Below are 16682 nucleotides of genomic sequence, written 5' to 3'. Positions count from 1 at the left end.
CCGCCCCGGGGCTCGGTGTCGTCAGTCCAGCAGGATGCGGCGCTGGGCCTGAACGGTGGCGTCGGGCTGAGCCGGCACAGTGGAGATGAGCGTGCCGGCCAGGTCTCCGCCGGCCTGCGCGGTCACGATGGCGGCGGCGGCCAGGCCGCTGGAGGTGCGTGAGGTCCCCGACGAGCTCTCCTGGCCGGCCGCGTTCAGGCGGAGGGCGGAGACCTCGGCCGGCACCTCGACGACGACGGACGCGCCCTTGGCGACCTTGACGTCCTGCTTCCAGGAGCCGTCGAGGGAGGACAGGGTCACCGAGGTGGTCTCACCGCTGTTGGCCACGGTGACCGCTGAGCTCAGGGAGGCCGCGCGCGGCACCGCCAGCAGGCCGGAGTCCGCGGCTCCCGGCAATGCGGCCTGCGCCCACGCCTGGTCATGGACGAGGGCCTTGGAGCGCGCAGGGTACTCACCACCGCTGCGCACCAAGCGGGCGGCGGCTCCCACCGGCGCACTCGAGGTGACCTGCACGCCGTAGGTGCCGGCGGGCACGCCGGCCAGCTGGATGTCGAAGACGGAGCCGGCGTCGATGGTCACGGACTGCGCCCCGCTCAGCGGGCGGGCCCCGTCCTTGCCGAGCATGGTCACCGACACAGTTGCCGGGTCCGCTCCGGGGTTAACGATGCGCACGGCCGGGGTGTCGGAGGAGTCGGCACCGGTCTTGGCGTCGGGAACCTCGCCCTGGGCGGCCGGCTCGGTGATCTCCACTCCGGGGATCACCAGGTCGGTGGCCGGTGCGGCTCCCGGAGTGAGGACGTCAGTGCCGGCGGGGGTCTCCCCGTCGAGGGACTCGGTGACGAGAGTGGGAACCACGGAACCGCCGTCGGCCTCAACGGATACGGCGATGCGCGGATCCTGGCTGCCCTTCGTCTCCAGGGCCAGGGAGGAGGAGCCGCCCGCGGGCACGGTGATCTCCCCGTTGCTGGGCAGGCTGAGCCGGCCGATGGAACCGTAGAGGGTGACCTTCGCGGTGGCGGGGGTGACGCCGGGGTTGACCAGTCGCAGCTCGGCCGAGGAGCCCGCCGCGATGGAGCCGCCCACGATCCAGGACATGGCGGACGGCTGGGTGCAGGGGGCAGCAGTGAGCCCCCGCAAGTCACCGCTCTTGGTCAAGGTCGTCACCGCCCCGACGGCGTTGGCCACCCGGCCGTCCGCGGGCGCGAGGGTGAGGATGCCGCCCTCGGCGGTACTCGTGGAGGTGGCGGTATCAGTGGGGATGCTCCGACCCGCGTAAGTGGCCGACTCGGCACTACCAGCCCCCTTGGCCGGGACGATGGCGGTGGTGGACTCCATGGCGCCGACGTCGGTGCCCCGCAACGTATTGGTGGGCGCGTGCGGGCAGACGTAGGTGGTGGGGCCCCCGGGCTGAGCCAGGCTCAGGGCCTGCAGCTGGGGAGTCGGTGTGGTCGGCGCGGCGTGCCCCCACCAGGTAACTCCTCCGACGGCTGCGGCGAGCGCGAGAGAGGTCAGGACGCCGACGCCGCGGGCAACCATCCGCCCCAGTGACCGGCGGTGCCGCCTGGTACCGGTGGCGCTCCTCCGCCGCCTCGCGGAGGGGGTGGTGGAGGGGGTGCCAGTCTCATCCACCTTCTCAGCATCGGTGTCATCCGACGCCTCGGCGTCGGTGTTGGCAGCATCCTCGGCATCGGTGTGGGGGACCTCGTCAGCGTCCTCGTGGGGGGAGTCGCTGCCTGGATCCTGGTCCTGACCGGCGGGACTGTCCGCACCCTCCTCCGGCTCCTCGTCCACGATCTCATCCGTGGTCTCGTCGTCGGTCTTGTCCACGGAGACGGCCTCGTCGTCGACGGGCTGCGGGTCCGGGCTCATCGACTCATGCTGCAGGGTCTGGGGCTCGGGCTTCTTCGGTGACTCCGGCTGGCTGTCGGTGTCGTCCTGACGGTGCTGCGTCATGAGTCCATCTCCTTTCCGCGTCGCAGGGGCAGTGCCGCCACCAGGGTCAGGGCCCAGACAGCCCAGATCGTGTAGGTCGCGGCGGCAGTGGACCGGCGGGTGTGGGTGACCACCAGCTCCCCGCCCTCGGAGCCGACCGCGAAGCCCTGCTTCCAGCTGCCGTCCTGGGCACGCACCGTCGTGGCCTCCAGGCGCCGGCCGTCGAGGGTGGCGCTCCAGCCGGCGTCGGAGCGCTCCACCATGACCAGGGTGCGGGGGCCGGCTCCGGCGGGAATTCGGGTGCGGGTCCCCGATCCGGCACCGGTGGAGGCGACCGGGGTGACCTCACCGCCGGAGTCCAGGAGACTCAGGCGGGCCGAGTCGGGGTGCGCCGAGGATGTCACCCGCCAGGAGTTGCCCGAGGCGGTCTGGGCGAGCTGCTCCAGTCCGGGCGTCGAGGACAGGCCCACACGGGCCTCAGCGGTGACGGCGTCGCCCTCTTGGTCGTCGAGCACGACGACGGCGATGCCGTGGGCCGCCAGGGCGTCGGCAGCTCCCTGGTCCTGGCCGGCGGTGGCGCGAGTGACGATCTGGGCGAGCTCGGCGTCAGCCGGATCGTCCAGGACGAGAGCCTGACCTGAGGAGGTGCTGCTGGGCCTGGTGCGCTGACCGCCCTTGGCGGGCTTGAGTCCGGGATCGGCCAGCGCCGCTGCAGCACGGGTGCGCGCCTCGGCGTTGACCGCTCCGGGCAGAACGTCGCTGATCTGGGTCCCGGGCCCGCGCCAGATGGTGGCCTGGAGCCCCTGCGGCGTGGAGGTGAGCCTGAGGACTCGTCCGGCGGCCTCCGAGCCCTGGAACTGCTCGGCGATGAGCGGGATCTGCTGGGGTGTGGAGTGCAGCGCCAGGACCCGCGGGTTGCCGGCGCGGTGCGCCTGGTAGGACCAGACGCCGCCGACCACCACCGGGGCGAGCAGGACGAGACAGGCAGCCGTCGTGAAGGCTGCCTTGAGGCGACGCGATCGCCTCCGTCTCGCCGTGAGATCACCGGCCGGCGAGGAGGTCGCGTCGGCATCCGTCCGGATCCTGCCCTCCAGGGCGCGACGGCCGCCTGTGAACCGCTGTCCGAGCAGGGACCACATGGTCTCGCCGGCGGTCAGGGCCGCTGCGAGGAAGCCGCTCAGCGCCAGGGACAGACCCGCCCCGGACCAGGCGTTGACAGGAGCCAGGCCGCTTCCGGCGACATCCGAGCCCAGCCCGGTCGGGGTGCGCAGGCACAGCCCGGCCAGGAGGAGGCCGCCCACGGCCAGGAGGATACCGGTGCGGGCCACCCGGACACGCCGGGCAACGAAGAGCCCGAGGATGCCCAGGGCCGGAATCAGCGCCAGCAGTACCCGCAGCAGAACGCTCAGGACCCCGGAGGACACGAGGGCATCCAGGTCCATCGGGGAGCCGACCAGCAGGTCGAGGCTGCTCGGTGCCGGCGCGGAGACGGGCAGGCCGATGTCGGTCAGCAGCAGCCGGACCCCTTCGGCCCACCCTGCGCTCCGGCCCAGGCGCCAGGCGCCCCACCAGGCCGGTGCGGCGGTGACCAGCATGGGCACCAGGGTGAGGACGAGCTTGAACCCGCGTCGGGTGGTCACCGACAGCAGCACGATGATGACGGCCAGCACGGCGGCGGTGGCCGGGACGGCCGCGACGACGACGCTCAGCAGCAATCCGGCGACGGCGGCGGCCGTCGCCGACCCGTAGCCGTACTTCTCCGCGGGGGGCAGGTCGACCTCGGCCTCCCGTGCGGCCAGGGCGCGGGAGGCACGGCCGGTCTCCTCCGGGTCCTCACCGAGGTCATGTGCCTCATCGTCCGAGGCATCATTCGGGGCAGGGGTCTTCTCAGCAGCCTCATCCTGGGAGAGCTCGGGGTCGCTCGCAGCGTCCCCAGCACCCTCGGCGTCTTCAGCCTCCGTGGCATCCTCGACCTGCGCCTCCTCATCCAGGTGGGCGAGGTCGGTGACCTTCTCGGTGGAGAAGCGGTCGAGCTCGGCGCGCTCCTCGTCGGTGAGCAGGTGAGCACCCACCAGTCCGGACAGCACGAGGTCGCGTCGGTCAGCGCCTACTGCGCGGGCCAGGGCCAACAACGCCCAAGGCAGAACGAGGTGGACCAGAAGAGCGCCGAGACGCCCGTGGCCCAGGGCGAGCAGGAGGCTGGGAGACAGGGCCCACACCAGTGCCGCCCAGGCCCGCAGCGCCACCTTCCTGGTCATTGTGCCGGCGGCGAACCATGCCCCCAGCGCCGCCAGGGGCACGGCCAGGAGCACCAGGGCACTGATGAGCGCGCTGGTCTCCAGCCCCACCAGTCTTCCCAGAGCCGCCGGTAGCGCCAGGATGCCCAGCAATGGGGTGACGCCACCCGGATAGCCGTCCGCGGCGGCGATCCAGGTGCTCCAGGCGCTGTCCCACATCTGACGCCAGCCTCCGCTGAACAGGGGCAGGGCCCCACCGGTGATGGAGCGGGTCAGCAGCAGCCGGGACAGGCCGTAGGTGCTCAGTGCCAGCACCAGCACCATGACCGCCCCCAAGGTGCGGCGTCGACTGCGGGCCAGTGCGGCGAGCTCGCGCAGCTCGAGCTCGCTGGGTGCCGCCGCGCGGGCGCGACGCTCGCGCTCCTGGCGGGTGCGGTCACGCCGCACCCCGCGGATCTCGGACGCCGTGACGTAGAGGCGCCCCAACGCGGATGCGGGTGCCTTGGTGTGCTGTGCGAGCCTGCGCCTGGCGGCCCTGACTCGTCGGCTGCGTCCGGCCACGGCCAGAGCCGCACCGAGCTCGTCGCCGGCCAGCGCCGGAGCCTTGGAGGCCAGGCGCCACAACGAACGCATGAGTCCGAGGATGACGAACCAGGTCAGCAGCAGGCCGATGGGCCGGGTGGAGAAAGCCGCCCAGTTGGTGAGCTGGGCGCTGCGCCGAGCCCGGAAGGACCTTTCCGGATCGGACTCGGGAAGCGCGACCTCGATGGCCTCAGCATCAGTGCGGGGCTGTGCACTCGAGGAGTGCGAGACCGATGCGGGACGGCGAAGCCCCTGGTAGGAGGCCCGCCGGTGGCGGATAACGGCGGTGGGTTCGACGATGACGCGATATCCGGCCAGGCGCGCGGCACGCGAGAGCTCCAGGCCGTCGCCGAAAGGGCCGAGCCACGGGGCGATGCCGCCGACCTCCTCCCACACGGCCCGGTCGATGAGGGCCCCGGCGGTTCCCACGGCCAGGACGTCGCTGCGGTCATCGTGCTGGCCCTGGTCGACCTCTCCGGGGACGATGTCGTTAGCGCGCCGGGCCGAGGCCGTGGCTCGCAGCCCGACCTCCAGGAGCAGCTCGGGGTTGTCCCAGCCCACCTGCTTGGGTCCGACGACCCCCACGGAGCGCGCATTGGTCGCGGCGGTGAGCAGTCGCTCGAGGCAGTCCTCAGCGGGCGCGGAGTCGTCATGGAGCAGCCAGAACCACACCTGGTGCTCTGGCATCTCCGGAGCAGCCTCGGTGGGGGCCACGAGCCGCTGCTCGTAGGCGGTGATCGGTGAGAGCGCTCCGGTGGGGCCGGTGATGGGACCCGAGCTTGACAGCAGCAGATCCCGCACCGAGGTGCGCGGCCCGCTCGAGGTGGTGTCAGCATCTGAGTCCTCTGCGCCGTCGGGGGCCTCCGAGCTGCGGCGCTTGCGGTTTCCGGCGGCCACGAGTCCGGCGTAGGCGGTCAGCCCTCGGGAGACGGCGTCTCCGAAGTTCTTGGCCTCCTTGGCCCTGACGACACGCACCGCGGTGACGCCATCCAGCCCCGACCGCTCCACGAGCTCCTCGATCGGGGTTCCGTCCCCCAACCCATTGGCTCGCGAGGCGACATCGACGATGAGGACGACGTCGGGCGCACAGGTCTGTGAGGTGATCGCGGACAGCGTCTGCGCCAGAAACGGGCTCGCCCCGGCCGACACGACGACGGCCAGGGCTCCTACCCGACTGGCTCCCTGAGTGGAGCCGGCGGGCGTCATACTGCGCGACGCTTGAGCTTGCGCCGCTCGCGCTCCGACATGCCGCCCCAGATACCGAAGCGCTCGTCGTTGGCGAGGGCGTACTCGAGGCACTCCTCACGAACCTCGCAAGTCGCACAGACTCGCTTGGCCTCGCGTGTGGAACCACCCTTCTCAGGGAAGAAGGCCTCTGGGTCCGTCTGCGCGCACAGAGCGCGCTCCTGCCACGCCAGAGGACCTTCATCGACGTCGTCACCGCCACCGAAGAGGAGCGACAGTACCTCCGCGTCAGGCTCCTCTGGGTGCTTCAGTGGGCCGTCGCCGAGGATGTTCCACATGCCGGCCTCCCTTCGATCCGAGCTTCTTGCCAGTAAGAATTACATGCGTGTGAGACAAGGCCAGTCAAGCCGGGGAGGGAAACTTCACCCTCTCGTGACCGTTGACATCATCCCTTGATATATCAAGGAATACCCCCATCTGGTTGCCACCATATGTTGGCTTCCTACAAAACCCCTGAGAGGCTCCCGCTGCCTGCCTGACAGCAGAAATACCCACGGCGTGTCAGGGGATTTCAGTGAACCTGGCGCACGTTTGCATAATGCCCCAACCGGCTGGGCGCTAGCAGGGAGGTTCCTGAAAGTCTTGGGGATCTGCTTCAATCGGGGTCATGCGTGATCCCTTGCTGCCGCTGCTCCCCGGCCCTCAGGATGCCGACAGACCGTGGCTCATTTGTTATGGAATCGACGAACGAGTCGAGCTGACCGGGCACGTCCTGTCCATGTGGCTGGCCAAGATCGCGGGATTCGTCACATCAGAGTCGGTGCCCGGTGACGGAGTCCATGTGGCCCTCCCCCCGCACTGGCGGAGCGTCGCCTGGGCCTGCGGTACATGGCTGGCGGGGCGCAGTGTGCTCCTGGGGAGCAACGAGGAGATCCGTACCGCCGGCCTCATCCCGGAGCTGAGTGTGGCCTTCACCCCGGAGAGCCTCTACGACGAGGCCGAGGCACAGGCGCTGGTACCTCCCGCCTCGCTGGCGCTGCGCTGGCCAGAGGAGCTGCCCGCCCTCGTGCTCGACGGCGCCGCCGACCTCATGCACTACCCCGACCGTTTCACACCGGTGAGCACCGCTGCTGATTCGGTGTGCCTGACAGACCTCACCTCCGAGGCCGCTGCGCCTGCGGCTCCGGGTGCTCCTGGGGGCACTGCCCCGTCGGGTGGGAGGCTCACCGTGCTGACGCGCGCCCAGCTGGCGGCCCGGGTCGAGGCGGCCGACGCCCCCTCAGGAAGCGGCAGACACTCCGCCTCGCGTGCCGTCCTGGTGCGCAGCCCCGACACGGCCCAGATGCTCCAGGAGGTCCTGGTCGCCTGGCGCACCGGGCGCACGGCGGTGGTCCTCACCCCCGAGGCGGGTGACGACGTCGCCGCGGCCGCCATCCGGCAGGAGGGCATCCAGGAGGACATCCAGGAGGGCATCACCGCGTGAGCCGGCGGGCCCCAGTCCCGCTAACGTCCCGCTGACGTCCCGGTGAGCATCGGGGTCAGGGGACGTCGGCCTGAACGAGGGTGCCCTCCCCTTCGACGGACAGGCTGCGCTCGTCGGCTCCGACGAAGACGGCCTCGCCCTGGGCGAGCGTCTGGGAGTCGGTCTGGGTCACCAGGGTCACGGCGCCCTCGACGGCCAGGAGGATGCGTGGCCCCCGTCCGGGGACTGGCAGGCGCCCGTCAGCGGTCACCACGGTGGTGACCATGAGCTCGAAGTCGTCCACCGGCGCGTAGTAGGCGCGGGTGGCGCGAGAGAGGTACTCGGGGGCGGGGCGCACCGGCGGCGCCGCCACGTAGTCGACGCAGGCCAGCATCTCGGGGACGTCGATGTGTTTGGCACTCAGTCCGGCGCGCAGCACGTTGTCCGAGGAGGCCATGACCTCCACGCCCAGACCGGAGATGTAGGCGTGCACGCTTCCCGCGGGCACGAACAGCGCCTCACCGGGCTGCAGGGTGACGGGGTTGAGCAGGAGCGCGGCGGCGATGCCGGGGTCCCCGGGGAAGGTGCCGGCCATTTTCACAACATTGGAGTCCACCCGCAGCGACGGGGACGTACCGGCCTCGAACCTGGCGGCGATCTCGGTGACGAGGGCGTCGATCTCCTGGGGGCTGGGACGGGTTGCGGATGAGACGACGTCGGAGAAGACCTGCCGGATGCCGTAGCGGGTGGGGTTCAGACGCAGGGTGCGGCGCATCCGGCGAGCCAAGGGGCTGTCCAGACCGGCCAGGACCTCGACGGCGCGGCGCGGGGCCCGGAAGCCGGCAACCGCCTGGAAGCGGGTGAGGGCCAGGACCATCTCCGGCTTGTGGTTCGTGTCCTTGTAGTTGCGACAGGGGTGGTCCAGGGCGATGCCCGCCTCGTCCTCCAGGGCGTAGCCCTCAGCGGCCTGAGCCTGACTGGGGTGGACCTGGAGGGACAGGGGCTGCTCAGGAGCGATGAGCTTGAGCAGGAAGGGAAGCCTGCGCCCGAAGCGCCAGATGATGTCCTCACCTAAGAGACGCTCCGGCTCGGCCTCGATGAGCTCGGACAGCACGCCGCCCTCGGCGACCTGAGCGGGACCGGCCGGGTGAGACCCGTACCAGGCCTCAGCCCAGGGGTCGCCGTCGTCAGCCCTGCCCAGGAGGGCGGGGATGGCGGAAGTCGACCCCCAGGCGTACCGCTGGCGCGCCGGCTCAAGTCGTCTCATAGCACCTCACCGTACCGGTACGCGGGCACGTCCTAGGCCTGGGCACCGGGAGCCGGGAAAGGGGTGACGTCGGCCAGGCGGGGGTGCGCCTTGTCCTTGTCGGAGAGGATCGCCTCACTCAGTGCGATCGGCCAGGGCACGTTCACCGTCTCATCGGCCAGGTTGAGGAAGGTGTACTGGGCATCGGCCGACCAGTGGTCGTTGACCAGGTAGGTGTAGGCGGTATCGGGCTCCAGCGTCTGGTAGGAGTTGCCCACGCCCCGAGGCACGAACACCGCCACCGACGGGTCGATCTCGCAGGTGTAGACGGCTCCGAAAGACGGCCCCTCACGCAGGTCCACCCAGGCGCCGAAGACGCGGCCGGTGGCCACCGAGACGAACTTGTCCCAGGGCTCGGCGTGGATACCGCGGGTGACCCCGACCTCGTTGTTGAAGGAGATGTTGTTCTGAACCGGACCGAAGTCGGGCAGCCCCAGGGCCAGCATCTTCTCCCGCTGCCAGTTCTCCTTGAACCAGCCGCGGTTGTCCCCGTGAACAGTCAGGTCGATCCGCAGGAATCCCGGAATCGGCGTCTCCTCGACGGCAAGCGGCTTGCCCAACTCGATCTGCCCCATTGATGGCCCCTTCTGTGCGCACAGGTCTCGGTCTCGGCGCCCCGTATCCGTCAGGCGCCATTGCCCGAGTCTATCGGCGCGGCCCACCAACACCCCGAAGGACGAGGCCGCCAGGGGCACAACGTGCCGGGAACCACGGACTTGAGCTCCCGATCCACCCGATCCTGGCGCCATTCGGAGCCGGAATGGGCCATGCTTGGAGCATGCGAGGAATCATTCTGGCCGGAGGCTCCGGCACGCGACTCAACCCGATCACCCTGGGAACCTCCAAGCAGCTGGTCCCCGTCTACGACAAGCCGATGATCTACTACCCGCTGAGCACCCTCATGCTCGCCGGGATCCAGGATGTCCTGGTCATCACCACCCCCCACGACGCCCCCTCCTTCCACCGCCTCCTGGGCGACGGCTCCCAGCTCGGCGTCAACCTGTCCTACACGGTTCAGCAGGAGCCCAACGGCCTGGCTCAGGCCTTCGTGCTGGGCGCCGACTTCATCGGCTCCGACAGCGCCGCCCTGGTCCTGGGCGACAACATCTTCTACGGCCCTGGCATGGGCACGCAGCTGCGCCGCCACACCAGCCCCGACGGCGGCGTCGTCTACGCCTACCAGGTCGCCGACCCGACGGCCTACGGCGTGGTCGAGTTCGACGAGACCTTCAAGGCGATCTCCATCGAGGAGAAGCCGGCCCAGCCCCGCTCCAACTACGCCGTTCCCGGCCTGTACTTCTATGACAACGACGTCGTCGAGATCGCACGGAACCTCAAGCCCTCCGCCCGCGGCGAGTACGAGATCACCGACGTCAACCGCACCTACCTGGAGGCCGGCAGGCTCACCGTGGAGGTCCTGCCCCGCGGCACCGCCTGGCTCGACACCGGCACCTTCGACTCACTGGCCGACGCCACCAGCTTCATCCGTACCGTCCAGCACCGTCAGGGCCTCAACATCGGCGCCCCCGAGGAGGTCGCCTGGCGCATGGGCTTCATCGACGACGAGGGCCTGCGCCAGCGCGCCGAGCCCCTGGTGAAGTCCGGGTACGGCGCCTACCTCCTGGGCCTGCTGGAGAACCAGCAGTCCTGAGGTACCCCGCCGGAGCGTCCGGCGCGTTCCTCTCCTCCTCATGCCTTGTGGGTGGGTGGCGCCAATGCGCCACCCACCCACAGTGCTGACGACGGCTGACGACGCTTACGACTCCTGCGACTCCTGTGGCTCCTCTTGCCCCTGAGGCGCACGCGTCAGCATCGCCATGGCGACCCCCACAGCCGCGGTGGCGACGCATGTCGTGAGGAACCAGACCATCATGGGCGAGACCGGCACGCTCCACCACCACTCGATGTGCTTGTCGAGGTTGAGCTCCCATCGCTTGTGAACTCCCTGAACGAATCGCAGCAGCAGCGTATGGAGAGTGATTGCCTGACACAGTGAAGCACAGACGGTGACCCACACGGCCTGCGGAACCGTGAACCACGAGTCCTCATCCTGGTCAACGGCCAGCATGAGGAAGAAGGTGGGTGCCAGCAGCGGGAAGATGTACCGCGCCTGGTAGAGCTCGATGTGCTCCATGGCCCCGTTCGCATAGAACACGGCCGGAAGGAGGACCATCGCCCCCACGATGATGGCCATGGAGGCCCACTTCCGCCACCCGCCACGGCGTAAGGCGATGGCCACGAAAGCGCCGGCCGTCATAATGGTGAGCACATAGGGTGCGCGATCTCCCAGAGGAACGTCGTGCCACCCCGGGGTCCATGTGTGTCCCCAGAATCCACCAAGATACTTCGGCGCTGTCTCCAGCCCAATGAGGAGCTTCTCGAAGAATGACTGCTTGTTGGCGGAATTCGCGGGATCAGACGCCTCGAAAAGACGCAAGAAGTATGCGACCTTCGACACCTGGGACGAGGCCATGAAGGTGCCGACCCCAAGGAGGGCCACTCCACCCAGGGCACCCAGCCCCACCCATCCTCCACGTTTCCATGGCACCACGAAGAGCAGGGCGAGGCCGACGACGAGGAGGAAGAAGGCGGCGTCGTATCGGGACGTCAGACACATCACGGCACCGATCACTGCGCAGATCACCAGCACAGTGCGCCGACGCCCCTTCTGCTGCGCGGCCATATATGTCGCCGCGGAGTAGGCCATCAACCCGGACACGGCCCACGAGGTGGGATTGTTGGAGGCGATGAAGTAGATACCCATCGGCACCCACGAGGCGACGATCGCAGCCACGACTGGACGCCTTAACCGCTGTGGCGCACAGAAACCGACCACACCCAGTAGCGCCACAGCGATGAGCACGTTGACGGCGCGCATCACCAGGACCGAGGTCTGCACGTCCTTGCCGACGAAGAGGTGATGAAAGTGGTAGTAGCCGACCGGGTACGCCCCGCTATGATCAAAGCGTTTGGTCCAGGCCATCTCCGAGTCGTTGTAACCGAGAGCACACCCCGCCGATCTGTCCGGCTGGAAGTTGTAGCACTTCATGGAGTCGTCCGACACCGCCACCGGGACCCGAGCCACCGGTCGACCGTTGACAACGCTGGTCTGACAGTACTCCCCCACCGGGCGAGGACACCAGATGCTCCCCAGGTGGAAGTCCTCATCAGGGGACGACTCCACTGGTGAGGACACCGCCCACCCGAGTCCGGTCAGCAGCATGAGAACCAGGAGGAGCCCACCAAGCAGTGCCGGACGCCGCGACGCTACCGCCCCGGCCCGTGAGCGGTCCAGGGTCGGCAGTCGTAAGTACTTGATGAGCTCACGTCGCATACTGATCTCCGGCAGAAAACAGGGATGGGGGAATGCAATCCAGCGAGGGACAACCTACAGGAGACCCTGAAGATAGACGTCCAGGCGCTCCGTGGAGTCAGCCGGGGTGAAGCCTGTGGCCTTGATCCTCGCCAGGTCCAGGGCCGAGCTCAGTGGCCGCGGCGCAATCCCCTCCTGACCGGCGTAGTACTCCTCAGTGGTGACGGGAGTGACCTCATCGGGGCTGTGGCCTGCACTCTCGTAGACCCGCTTGGCGATATCGGCCCAGGAGAGGATCGGGCCGTCACCGGAGAGGTTGTAGGTGCCGAACTCGGCGCCCGAGGTAATGAGGTGGATGATGCCGGCTGCCAGATCGGAGGCGAAGGTGAGACGCCCGGTCTGGTCGGCCACAACCTGTGGGCTGATACCGCGCTCGGCCAGGGAGAGCATCGTCTTGACGAAGTTCTTGCCATCGCCGACCACCCAGGAGGTGCGTACCAGGTAGTGCCGGGGGCAGACGCTGACAGCGGCATCCCCTGCCGCCTTGGACTGACCGTAGACGCCCAGCGGTGAGGGGGTCTCATCCTCGGTGTGGACAGCCGTCACGCCGTCGAAGGTGTACTCGGTGGACAGGTGCACCAGGGTCAGGCCGTGCTGGACGGCCGCCCGGGCCAGGTTGACCGGGCCGACCGTGTTGGCCCGCCAGGACAGACGGCGCCCCTCAGGGGTCTCCGCCCCGTCCACGTTGGTCCAGGCCGCGGCATTGATGATGATGTCGTAGCCAGTCCAGTCCCAGGAGGACATGGCGGCCGCATCCGAAATGTCCACCTCAGGCAGGTCGACGCCGATGGGATCGAATCCCGCCTGCGGCAGCAGGGCCATGAGAGCACGCCCCAGCTGACCGTTGGCGCCGGTGACGAGAACACGTCCGCGCGTCTCCCCTTCGTCGCGCCCGGCACGAGGGAGGGAGGTTCCCTCGGTCTGCAGGGGTATGGTCTCTTTCACTGGCCGTCTCTTCCTTCCCGCAGAACGTCGTCCTGCTGACGTCTCACCATGAGCCATCAGCCTGTCGATGAACACTACACGAGTGCGGTGGCCACGTTGGCCGATATCACCAAGGACAGACGGCGTACCGTGATCTGCTCAGGAATGGGCACTAGCGCGCCATGGCGGCGTGGTAGGCCTCGACGTGCGCCTGAGCCGAGGCCCTCCAAGTGAACTCGGCGGCCCGCTCCAGGGCGGCGGCCCCCAGCTCCCGGCGCCGCTCGGGCTGGGCGTCCAGGACCACGAGGCCCCGGGCGATGGCCTGCGCATCCGATCCGCAGTAGGCGACGGCGTCGCCCCCGACCTCCGGCAGGCTCAGCTCGCGGGTGGTGAGCACGGCGGCCCCGCAGGCCATGGCCTCCAGGACCGGCAGGCCGAAGCCCTCGCCGATGGAGGGATAGGCCAGGATCTCGCAGCCGGACAGGAATCCGGGCAGGTCCTCCAGGGGCAGGTAGCCGGGCCGCAGGACGCTCAGGTGCCGGGGCACCTGCGCCAGGGCGGGCTCAATGTCCTCGTCCCAGCCGGGTCCGCCGGCCAGGACCAGGGCCGGGGCGTCCTCGCAGTCGCGGAAGACGCTGGCCCAGGCGCGCACCAGGTTGGGGACGTTCTTGCGAGGCTCCAGGGTCCCCAGGAAACCGATGTAGCGCCGGCCCTCCAGTCCGAGGGAGGCGGCCACGCGGGCCCGCTCGGCGTCGTCGACCGGGTGGAACACGGAGGTGTCCACTCCGTGGTAGGCGACGTGGAAGCGCTCGGGGTCGCCACCGACGTACTTGATGGTCTCGTCGCGAGTGGCCTGTGAGGGGACGACCAGTGCGTCGGCCCGCCGCACGGCTCGGCGGATGGCGTTGGTGAAGAACTTCTGCTTGAGGGGCGAGTGCGCCTGCGGGTGGGAGAAGAACGTGGCGTCGTGGAGGGTGACGACCACGGGCACCTGGTGCAGGGCCGGGAAGGTGTAGTGGGGCGAGTGCAGGACATCGGGACGGAGCCGGTGAATGAGTGCCGGCAGCCCCGTCTGCTCCCAGGCCATCCGGGCGCCGCGCGACTCCATGGACTGCGAGACCGGGAAGAGGTGAGCCCGGGGCACCTTGGCGGAGAAGTGCGCCACGTCCCGCTGCTGGACGGCCATGGCCAGGTTGACGCCGCAGGCGATGAGCTCGGGGACCAGGTCGTCGACATAGCGCCCCACGCCTCCGAGATCAGCCGGGATCGCCGTCGCATCAAGAAGAACCTTCATGGCGGTAGGCTACCGCGCAGCGCGCGCTCACCCCGTACTCTGAGCCCATGAGCGCAGTTCCTTCCCGCCCGGCGCACTCCCCGGCCCCCTCCCCCGTCTCCCGCACCACGTCCTCCCCCACCGGCGGCTCACGTCCACCGGCCCGCCCCCGCGGCCCCCGGGTGGGCATGGTGGTGGAGCAGCTGTGGCAGCCCGTCCCCGGAGGCTCGGGCACCTACATCGTCGAGCTCGCCCAGGCCCTGCGCGCTCGGCGCGTACCCGTGGCCGGGATCGCCGCCCACCACCAAGGAGCCGCCTCGCCGCACCAGGTCGGACTACCGCCGATGCCCGTGCGCTCCTCCCACTTGCCTCGCACGGCACTGTACGAGTCCTGGAACCGCCTGGGACTGCCGCGGGCCGAGTCCATCCTGCCCGGCGCTCAGCTCATCCACGCCACGACCTGGGCACTGCCCCCCACCTCGCTGCCGCTGGTCGTCACCGTGCACGACCTGGCCTTCATGCGCTCACCCGAGCACTTCACCGCGCGTGGCAACGCCTACTTCAGCCGGTCCCTGGAGCGCGTCATCACCGAGGCCAGCGCCATCATCGTCCCCTCCCAGGCCACCGCCGACGACTGTATCGCGGCGGGCATCGACGCCGCCCGTCTCTACGTCATCCCGCACGGAGTGCGCACCCGTGCCGTCACCGAGGAGCAGGTCCGGGACTTCCGGGCCACCCGGGGCCTGACGCGCGACTACATCCTGTGGACGGGCACGCGTGAGCCCCGCAAGAACCTACTGGGACTGCTGCGCGCCTTTGCCCTCCTCATCGAGGAGCACGACGACGCCGGCGGCCTCGACCTGGTCCTCGTCGGCCCGGCCGGCTGGGGAGACGACGCCGCCGAGCGCGAGCTGCTGGCCCGGCTGGGCGATCGGGTCCACGTCACCGGTCGGCTTGACGACGACGAGCTGGCGGCTGCCTATCGCGGCGCCCGCGCCTTCTGCTTCCCGTCCATCTGGGAGGGCTTCGGCCTGCCGGTCCTGGAGGCCATGGCCTACGGGACCCCGGTGGTCACCAGCGCCGGGACCTGCATGGCCGAGGTGTGCGGACAGGCCGGCCTGCTGGCCGACCCCACCTCGCCGCGTGAGATCGCCGGTCAGCTCGCCCAGGCCATCGGAGCGGAGCACGACGAGCTGGCCGAGGCCGGCCGCGAGCGCGCCCGGACCTTCACCTGGGAGGCCTGCGCCGCCGCGCACACGGAGGTCTATCACGCCCTCATCGGGGGTGCGGTGTGACCCAGCCCGTCAGGCGTCCCTCAGCCCGCGTCGTCATCGTCAACTGGCGCCAGGCCGAACTCACGATCCGGGCGGCCAGCTCCATCCGTGAGCAGCTGGGAGACCGGGACGGGCTCGTCATCGTGGACAACGCCTCCGGTGACGGCTCAGCCGAGCGTCTGCGCCGGGAGGGACTCACCGTGGTCGAGTCGAGCGAGAACCGGGGCTTCGGTGCCGGCGTCAACCTCGGGGCCCGAGGCATGGCTGAGGATGTCCTCGTCCTGCTCAACAATGACGCGGTGGCCGAGGCCGGCTTCCTCGAGGCCCTCCTGGCCGCCCTGAGCGCCCCGCCGTCCGCAGTGGCTCCGGCTGCGGCGACGGCGCGGATCCTGCTGGCCGGCCGCTGGAAGCCGGCTGCCCCAGGGCGGCCGGACGCACTCGTCTCCCCTCGCACCGGGCGGTGGACCCGGCTCGATGACCAGGCCGCTACCCGTGGCGAGGGGGAGGTCCTGGTCAACTCCACGGGCAACCTGGTGGATGCCTCCGGCAACGGCTACGACCGGGACTGGTTGGTGCCCGCCGAGCGAGAGCACTCCCCCAGCGAGGTCTTCGGCCTGTGCGGGGGCGCCTGTGCCATCCGACGTGAGGCGTGGCAGGCCCTGGGAGGATTCCGCGAGGACCTGTTCATGTACTACGAGGACACGGATCTGTCCTGGCGCCTGCGTGAACGCGGCTGGCGAGTCGTCTACGTGCGCGAGGCCGTGGCGCGCCACGAGCACGCCTCCTCCTCGGGCACCGAGTCACCGATGTTCATCCGGGTCAACACCCGCAATCGGATTCTGACGGCGGCCGCTCACAGCCCGGCCCCGGTGGTGATGCAGGCACTGGCCCGTACGCTGGTGCGCTCCCTGCGGGGACCGCAGCGCGGTCCGGTGGTGGCGGGACTTGTTCAGGCGTCCGCCGGCCTGCCGCGCGAGTTGTATCGGCGGATGAGGGGTTCGTCGAGTAGCCAGTGATGGCGGCACACGACTACGCCCTTCGTACCCCTAACCGTTACAGTTACCGAACCGACGTTGTCAGACGCCCGCGTCGCCGGGCAGTACCGTCAAGCACGCTGCACGCGCATCGGATCAA

General features: G+C 69.7%; 12 protein-coding genes. 4 read left to right on the top strand and 8 right to left on the bottom strand.

Annotated elements, in window-relative coordinates; all coding sequences use genetic code 11:
* Positions 1-21: 21 nt before the first annotated feature.
* The 3 genes from AXE84_RS07865 to AXE84_RS07855 are packed head-to-tail and all read right to left on the bottom strand — an operon-like array spanning position 22 to position 6274.
* Entirely contained in the window at positions 22-1953 is a 1932-nt protein-coding gene (locus tag AXE84_RS07865) for a DUF5719 family protein (protein ID WP_060957477.1), read from the bottom strand.
* Positions 1950-5957: a glycosyltransferase gene (locus tag AXE84_RS07860; RefSeq protein WP_060957476.1), complete on the bottom strand. Its 4008-nt coding sequence runs from the start codon at positions 5955-5957 to the stop codon at positions 1950-1952. The genes AXE84_RS07865 and AXE84_RS07860 overlap by 4 nt, the downstream gene beginning before the upstream one ends.
* On the bottom strand, positions 5954-6274 hold the full coding sequence (locus AXE84_RS07855; protein ID WP_003787027.1) for a WhiB family transcriptional regulator: 321 nt from the start codon (positions 6272-6274) through the stop codon (positions 5954-5956). Before AXE84_RS07855 ends, AXE84_RS07860 begins: the two co-directional genes overlap by 4 nt.
* Positions 6275-6603: 329 nt before the next feature.
* Here AXE84_RS07855 and AXE84_RS07850 point away from each other — a divergent pair, with 329 nt between their 5' ends.
* Complete coding sequence (locus AXE84_RS07850) at positions 6604-7419, top strand: TIGR03089 family protein (RefSeq protein ID WP_060957475.1); 816 nt, start codon at positions 6604-6606, stop codon at positions 7417-7419.
* Between the two features lie 55 nt (positions 7420-7474).
* Here AXE84_RS07850 and manA read toward each other — a convergent pair whose 3' ends face one another.
* A complete protein-coding gene (manA, locus tag AXE84_RS07845; RefSeq protein WP_060957474.1) occupies positions 7475-8665 on the bottom strand; it encodes a mannose-6-phosphate isomerase, class I in 1191 nt (396 codons plus the stop codon).
* 32 nt (positions 8666-8697) lie between these two features.
* Positions 8698-9279 carry a dTDP-4-dehydrorhamnose 3,5-epimerase family protein gene (locus AXE84_RS07840; RefSeq protein ID WP_060957473.1) on the bottom strand — a complete coding sequence of 194 codons (582 nt, stop codon included), beginning with the start codon at positions 9277-9279 and terminating at the stop codon, positions 8698-8700.
* Positions 9280-9482: 203 nt separating this feature from the next.
* On the opposite strand from AXE84_RS07840, the gene rfbA reads away from it, so the two are divergent.
* The gene (rfbA, locus tag AXE84_RS07835; RefSeq protein ID WP_060957472.1) at positions 9483-10355 is read left to right on the top strand and encodes a glucose-1-phosphate thymidylyltransferase RfbA; all 873 of its coding nucleotides are present in this window, start codon (positions 9483-9485) and stop codon (positions 10353-10355) included.
* A 105-nt stretch (positions 10356-10460) separates the two neighbouring features.
* Here the strand turns inward: rfbA and AXE84_RS07830 are convergent, their stop codons facing one another.
* From AXE84_RS07830 to AXE84_RS07820, 3 genes are all read right to left on the bottom strand, one after another.
* On the bottom strand, positions 10461-12038 hold the full coding sequence (locus tag AXE84_RS07830; protein ID WP_060957471.1) for a DUF2142 domain-containing protein: 1578 nt from the start codon (positions 12036-12038) through the stop codon (positions 10461-10463).
* A 54-nt stretch (positions 12039-12092) separates the two neighbouring features.
* Positions 12093-13022 carry an SDR family oxidoreductase gene (locus AXE84_RS07825; protein ID WP_060957470.1) on the bottom strand — a complete coding sequence of 310 codons (930 nt, stop codon included), beginning with the start codon at positions 13020-13022 and terminating at the stop codon, positions 12093-12095.
* Positions 13023-13173: 151 nt separating this feature from the next.
* Positions 13174-14295: a glycosyltransferase family 4 protein gene (locus tag AXE84_RS07820; RefSeq protein ID WP_060957469.1), complete on the bottom strand. Its 1122-nt coding sequence runs from the start codon at positions 14293-14295 to the stop codon at positions 13174-13176.
* Between the two features lie 161 nt (positions 14296-14456).
* On the opposite strand from AXE84_RS07820, the gene AXE84_RS07815 reads away from it, so the two are divergent.
* Together AXE84_RS07815 and AXE84_RS07810 are read left to right on the top strand one after the other, a co-directional pair.
* The gene (locus AXE84_RS07815; protein WP_060958210.1) at positions 14457-15569 is read left to right on the top strand and encodes a glycosyltransferase family 4 protein; all 1113 of its coding nucleotides are present in this window, start codon (positions 14457-14459) and stop codon (positions 15567-15569) included.
* On the top strand, positions 15566-16564 hold the full coding sequence (locus AXE84_RS07810) for a glycosyltransferase family 2 protein (RefSeq protein WP_060957468.1): 999 nt from the start codon (positions 15566-15568) through the stop codon (positions 16562-16564). Before AXE84_RS07815 ends, AXE84_RS07810 begins: the two co-directional genes overlap by 4 nt.
* Positions 16565-16682: the final 118 nt, after the last annotated feature.

The organism is Actinomyces oris (genome assembly GCF_001553935.1).
GTDB lineage: Bacteria > Actinomycetota > Actinomycetes > Actinomycetales > Actinomycetaceae > Actinomyces > Actinomyces oris_A.
This window is presented reverse-complemented; position numbering and strand designations above follow the sequence as displayed.

Excerpts from the sequence above, each read along its gene's own strand:
- manA (WP_060957474.1), bottom strand. The coding sequence starts at position 8,665 with ATGAGACGACTTGAGCCGGCGCGCCAGCGGTACGCCTGGGGGTCGACT.
- rfbA (WP_060957472.1), top strand. The coding sequence starts at position 9,483 with ATGCGAGGAATCATTCTGGCCGGAGGCTCCGGCACGCGACTCAACCCG.
- AXE84_RS07820 (WP_060957469.1), bottom strand. The coding sequence starts at position 14,295 with ATGAAGGTTCTTCTTGATGCGACGGCGATCCCGGCTGATCTCGGAGGC.
- AXE84_RS07850 (WP_060957475.1), top strand. The coding sequence starts at position 6,604 with ATGCGTGATCCCTTGCTGCCGCTGCTCCCCGGCCCTCAGGATGCCGAC.
- AXE84_RS07860 (WP_060957476.1), bottom strand. The coding sequence starts at position 5,957 with ATGACGCCCGCCGGCTCCACTCAGGGAGCCAGTCGGGTAGGAGCCCTG.
- AXE84_RS07840 (WP_060957473.1), bottom strand. The coding sequence starts at position 9,279 with ATGGGGCAGATCGAGTTGGGCAAGCCGCTTGCCGTCGAGGAGACGCCG.
- AXE84_RS07855 (WP_003787027.1), bottom strand. The coding sequence starts at position 6,274 with ATGTGGAACATCCTCGGCGACGGCCCACTGAAGCACCCAGAGGAGCCT.
- AXE84_RS07865 (WP_060957477.1), bottom strand. The coding sequence starts at position 1,953 with ATGACGCAGCACCGTCAGGACGACACCGACAGCCAGCCGGAGTCACCG.
- AXE84_RS07830 (WP_060957471.1), bottom strand. The coding sequence starts at position 12,038 with ATGCGACGTGAGCTCATCAAGTACTTACGACTGCCGACCCTGGACCGC.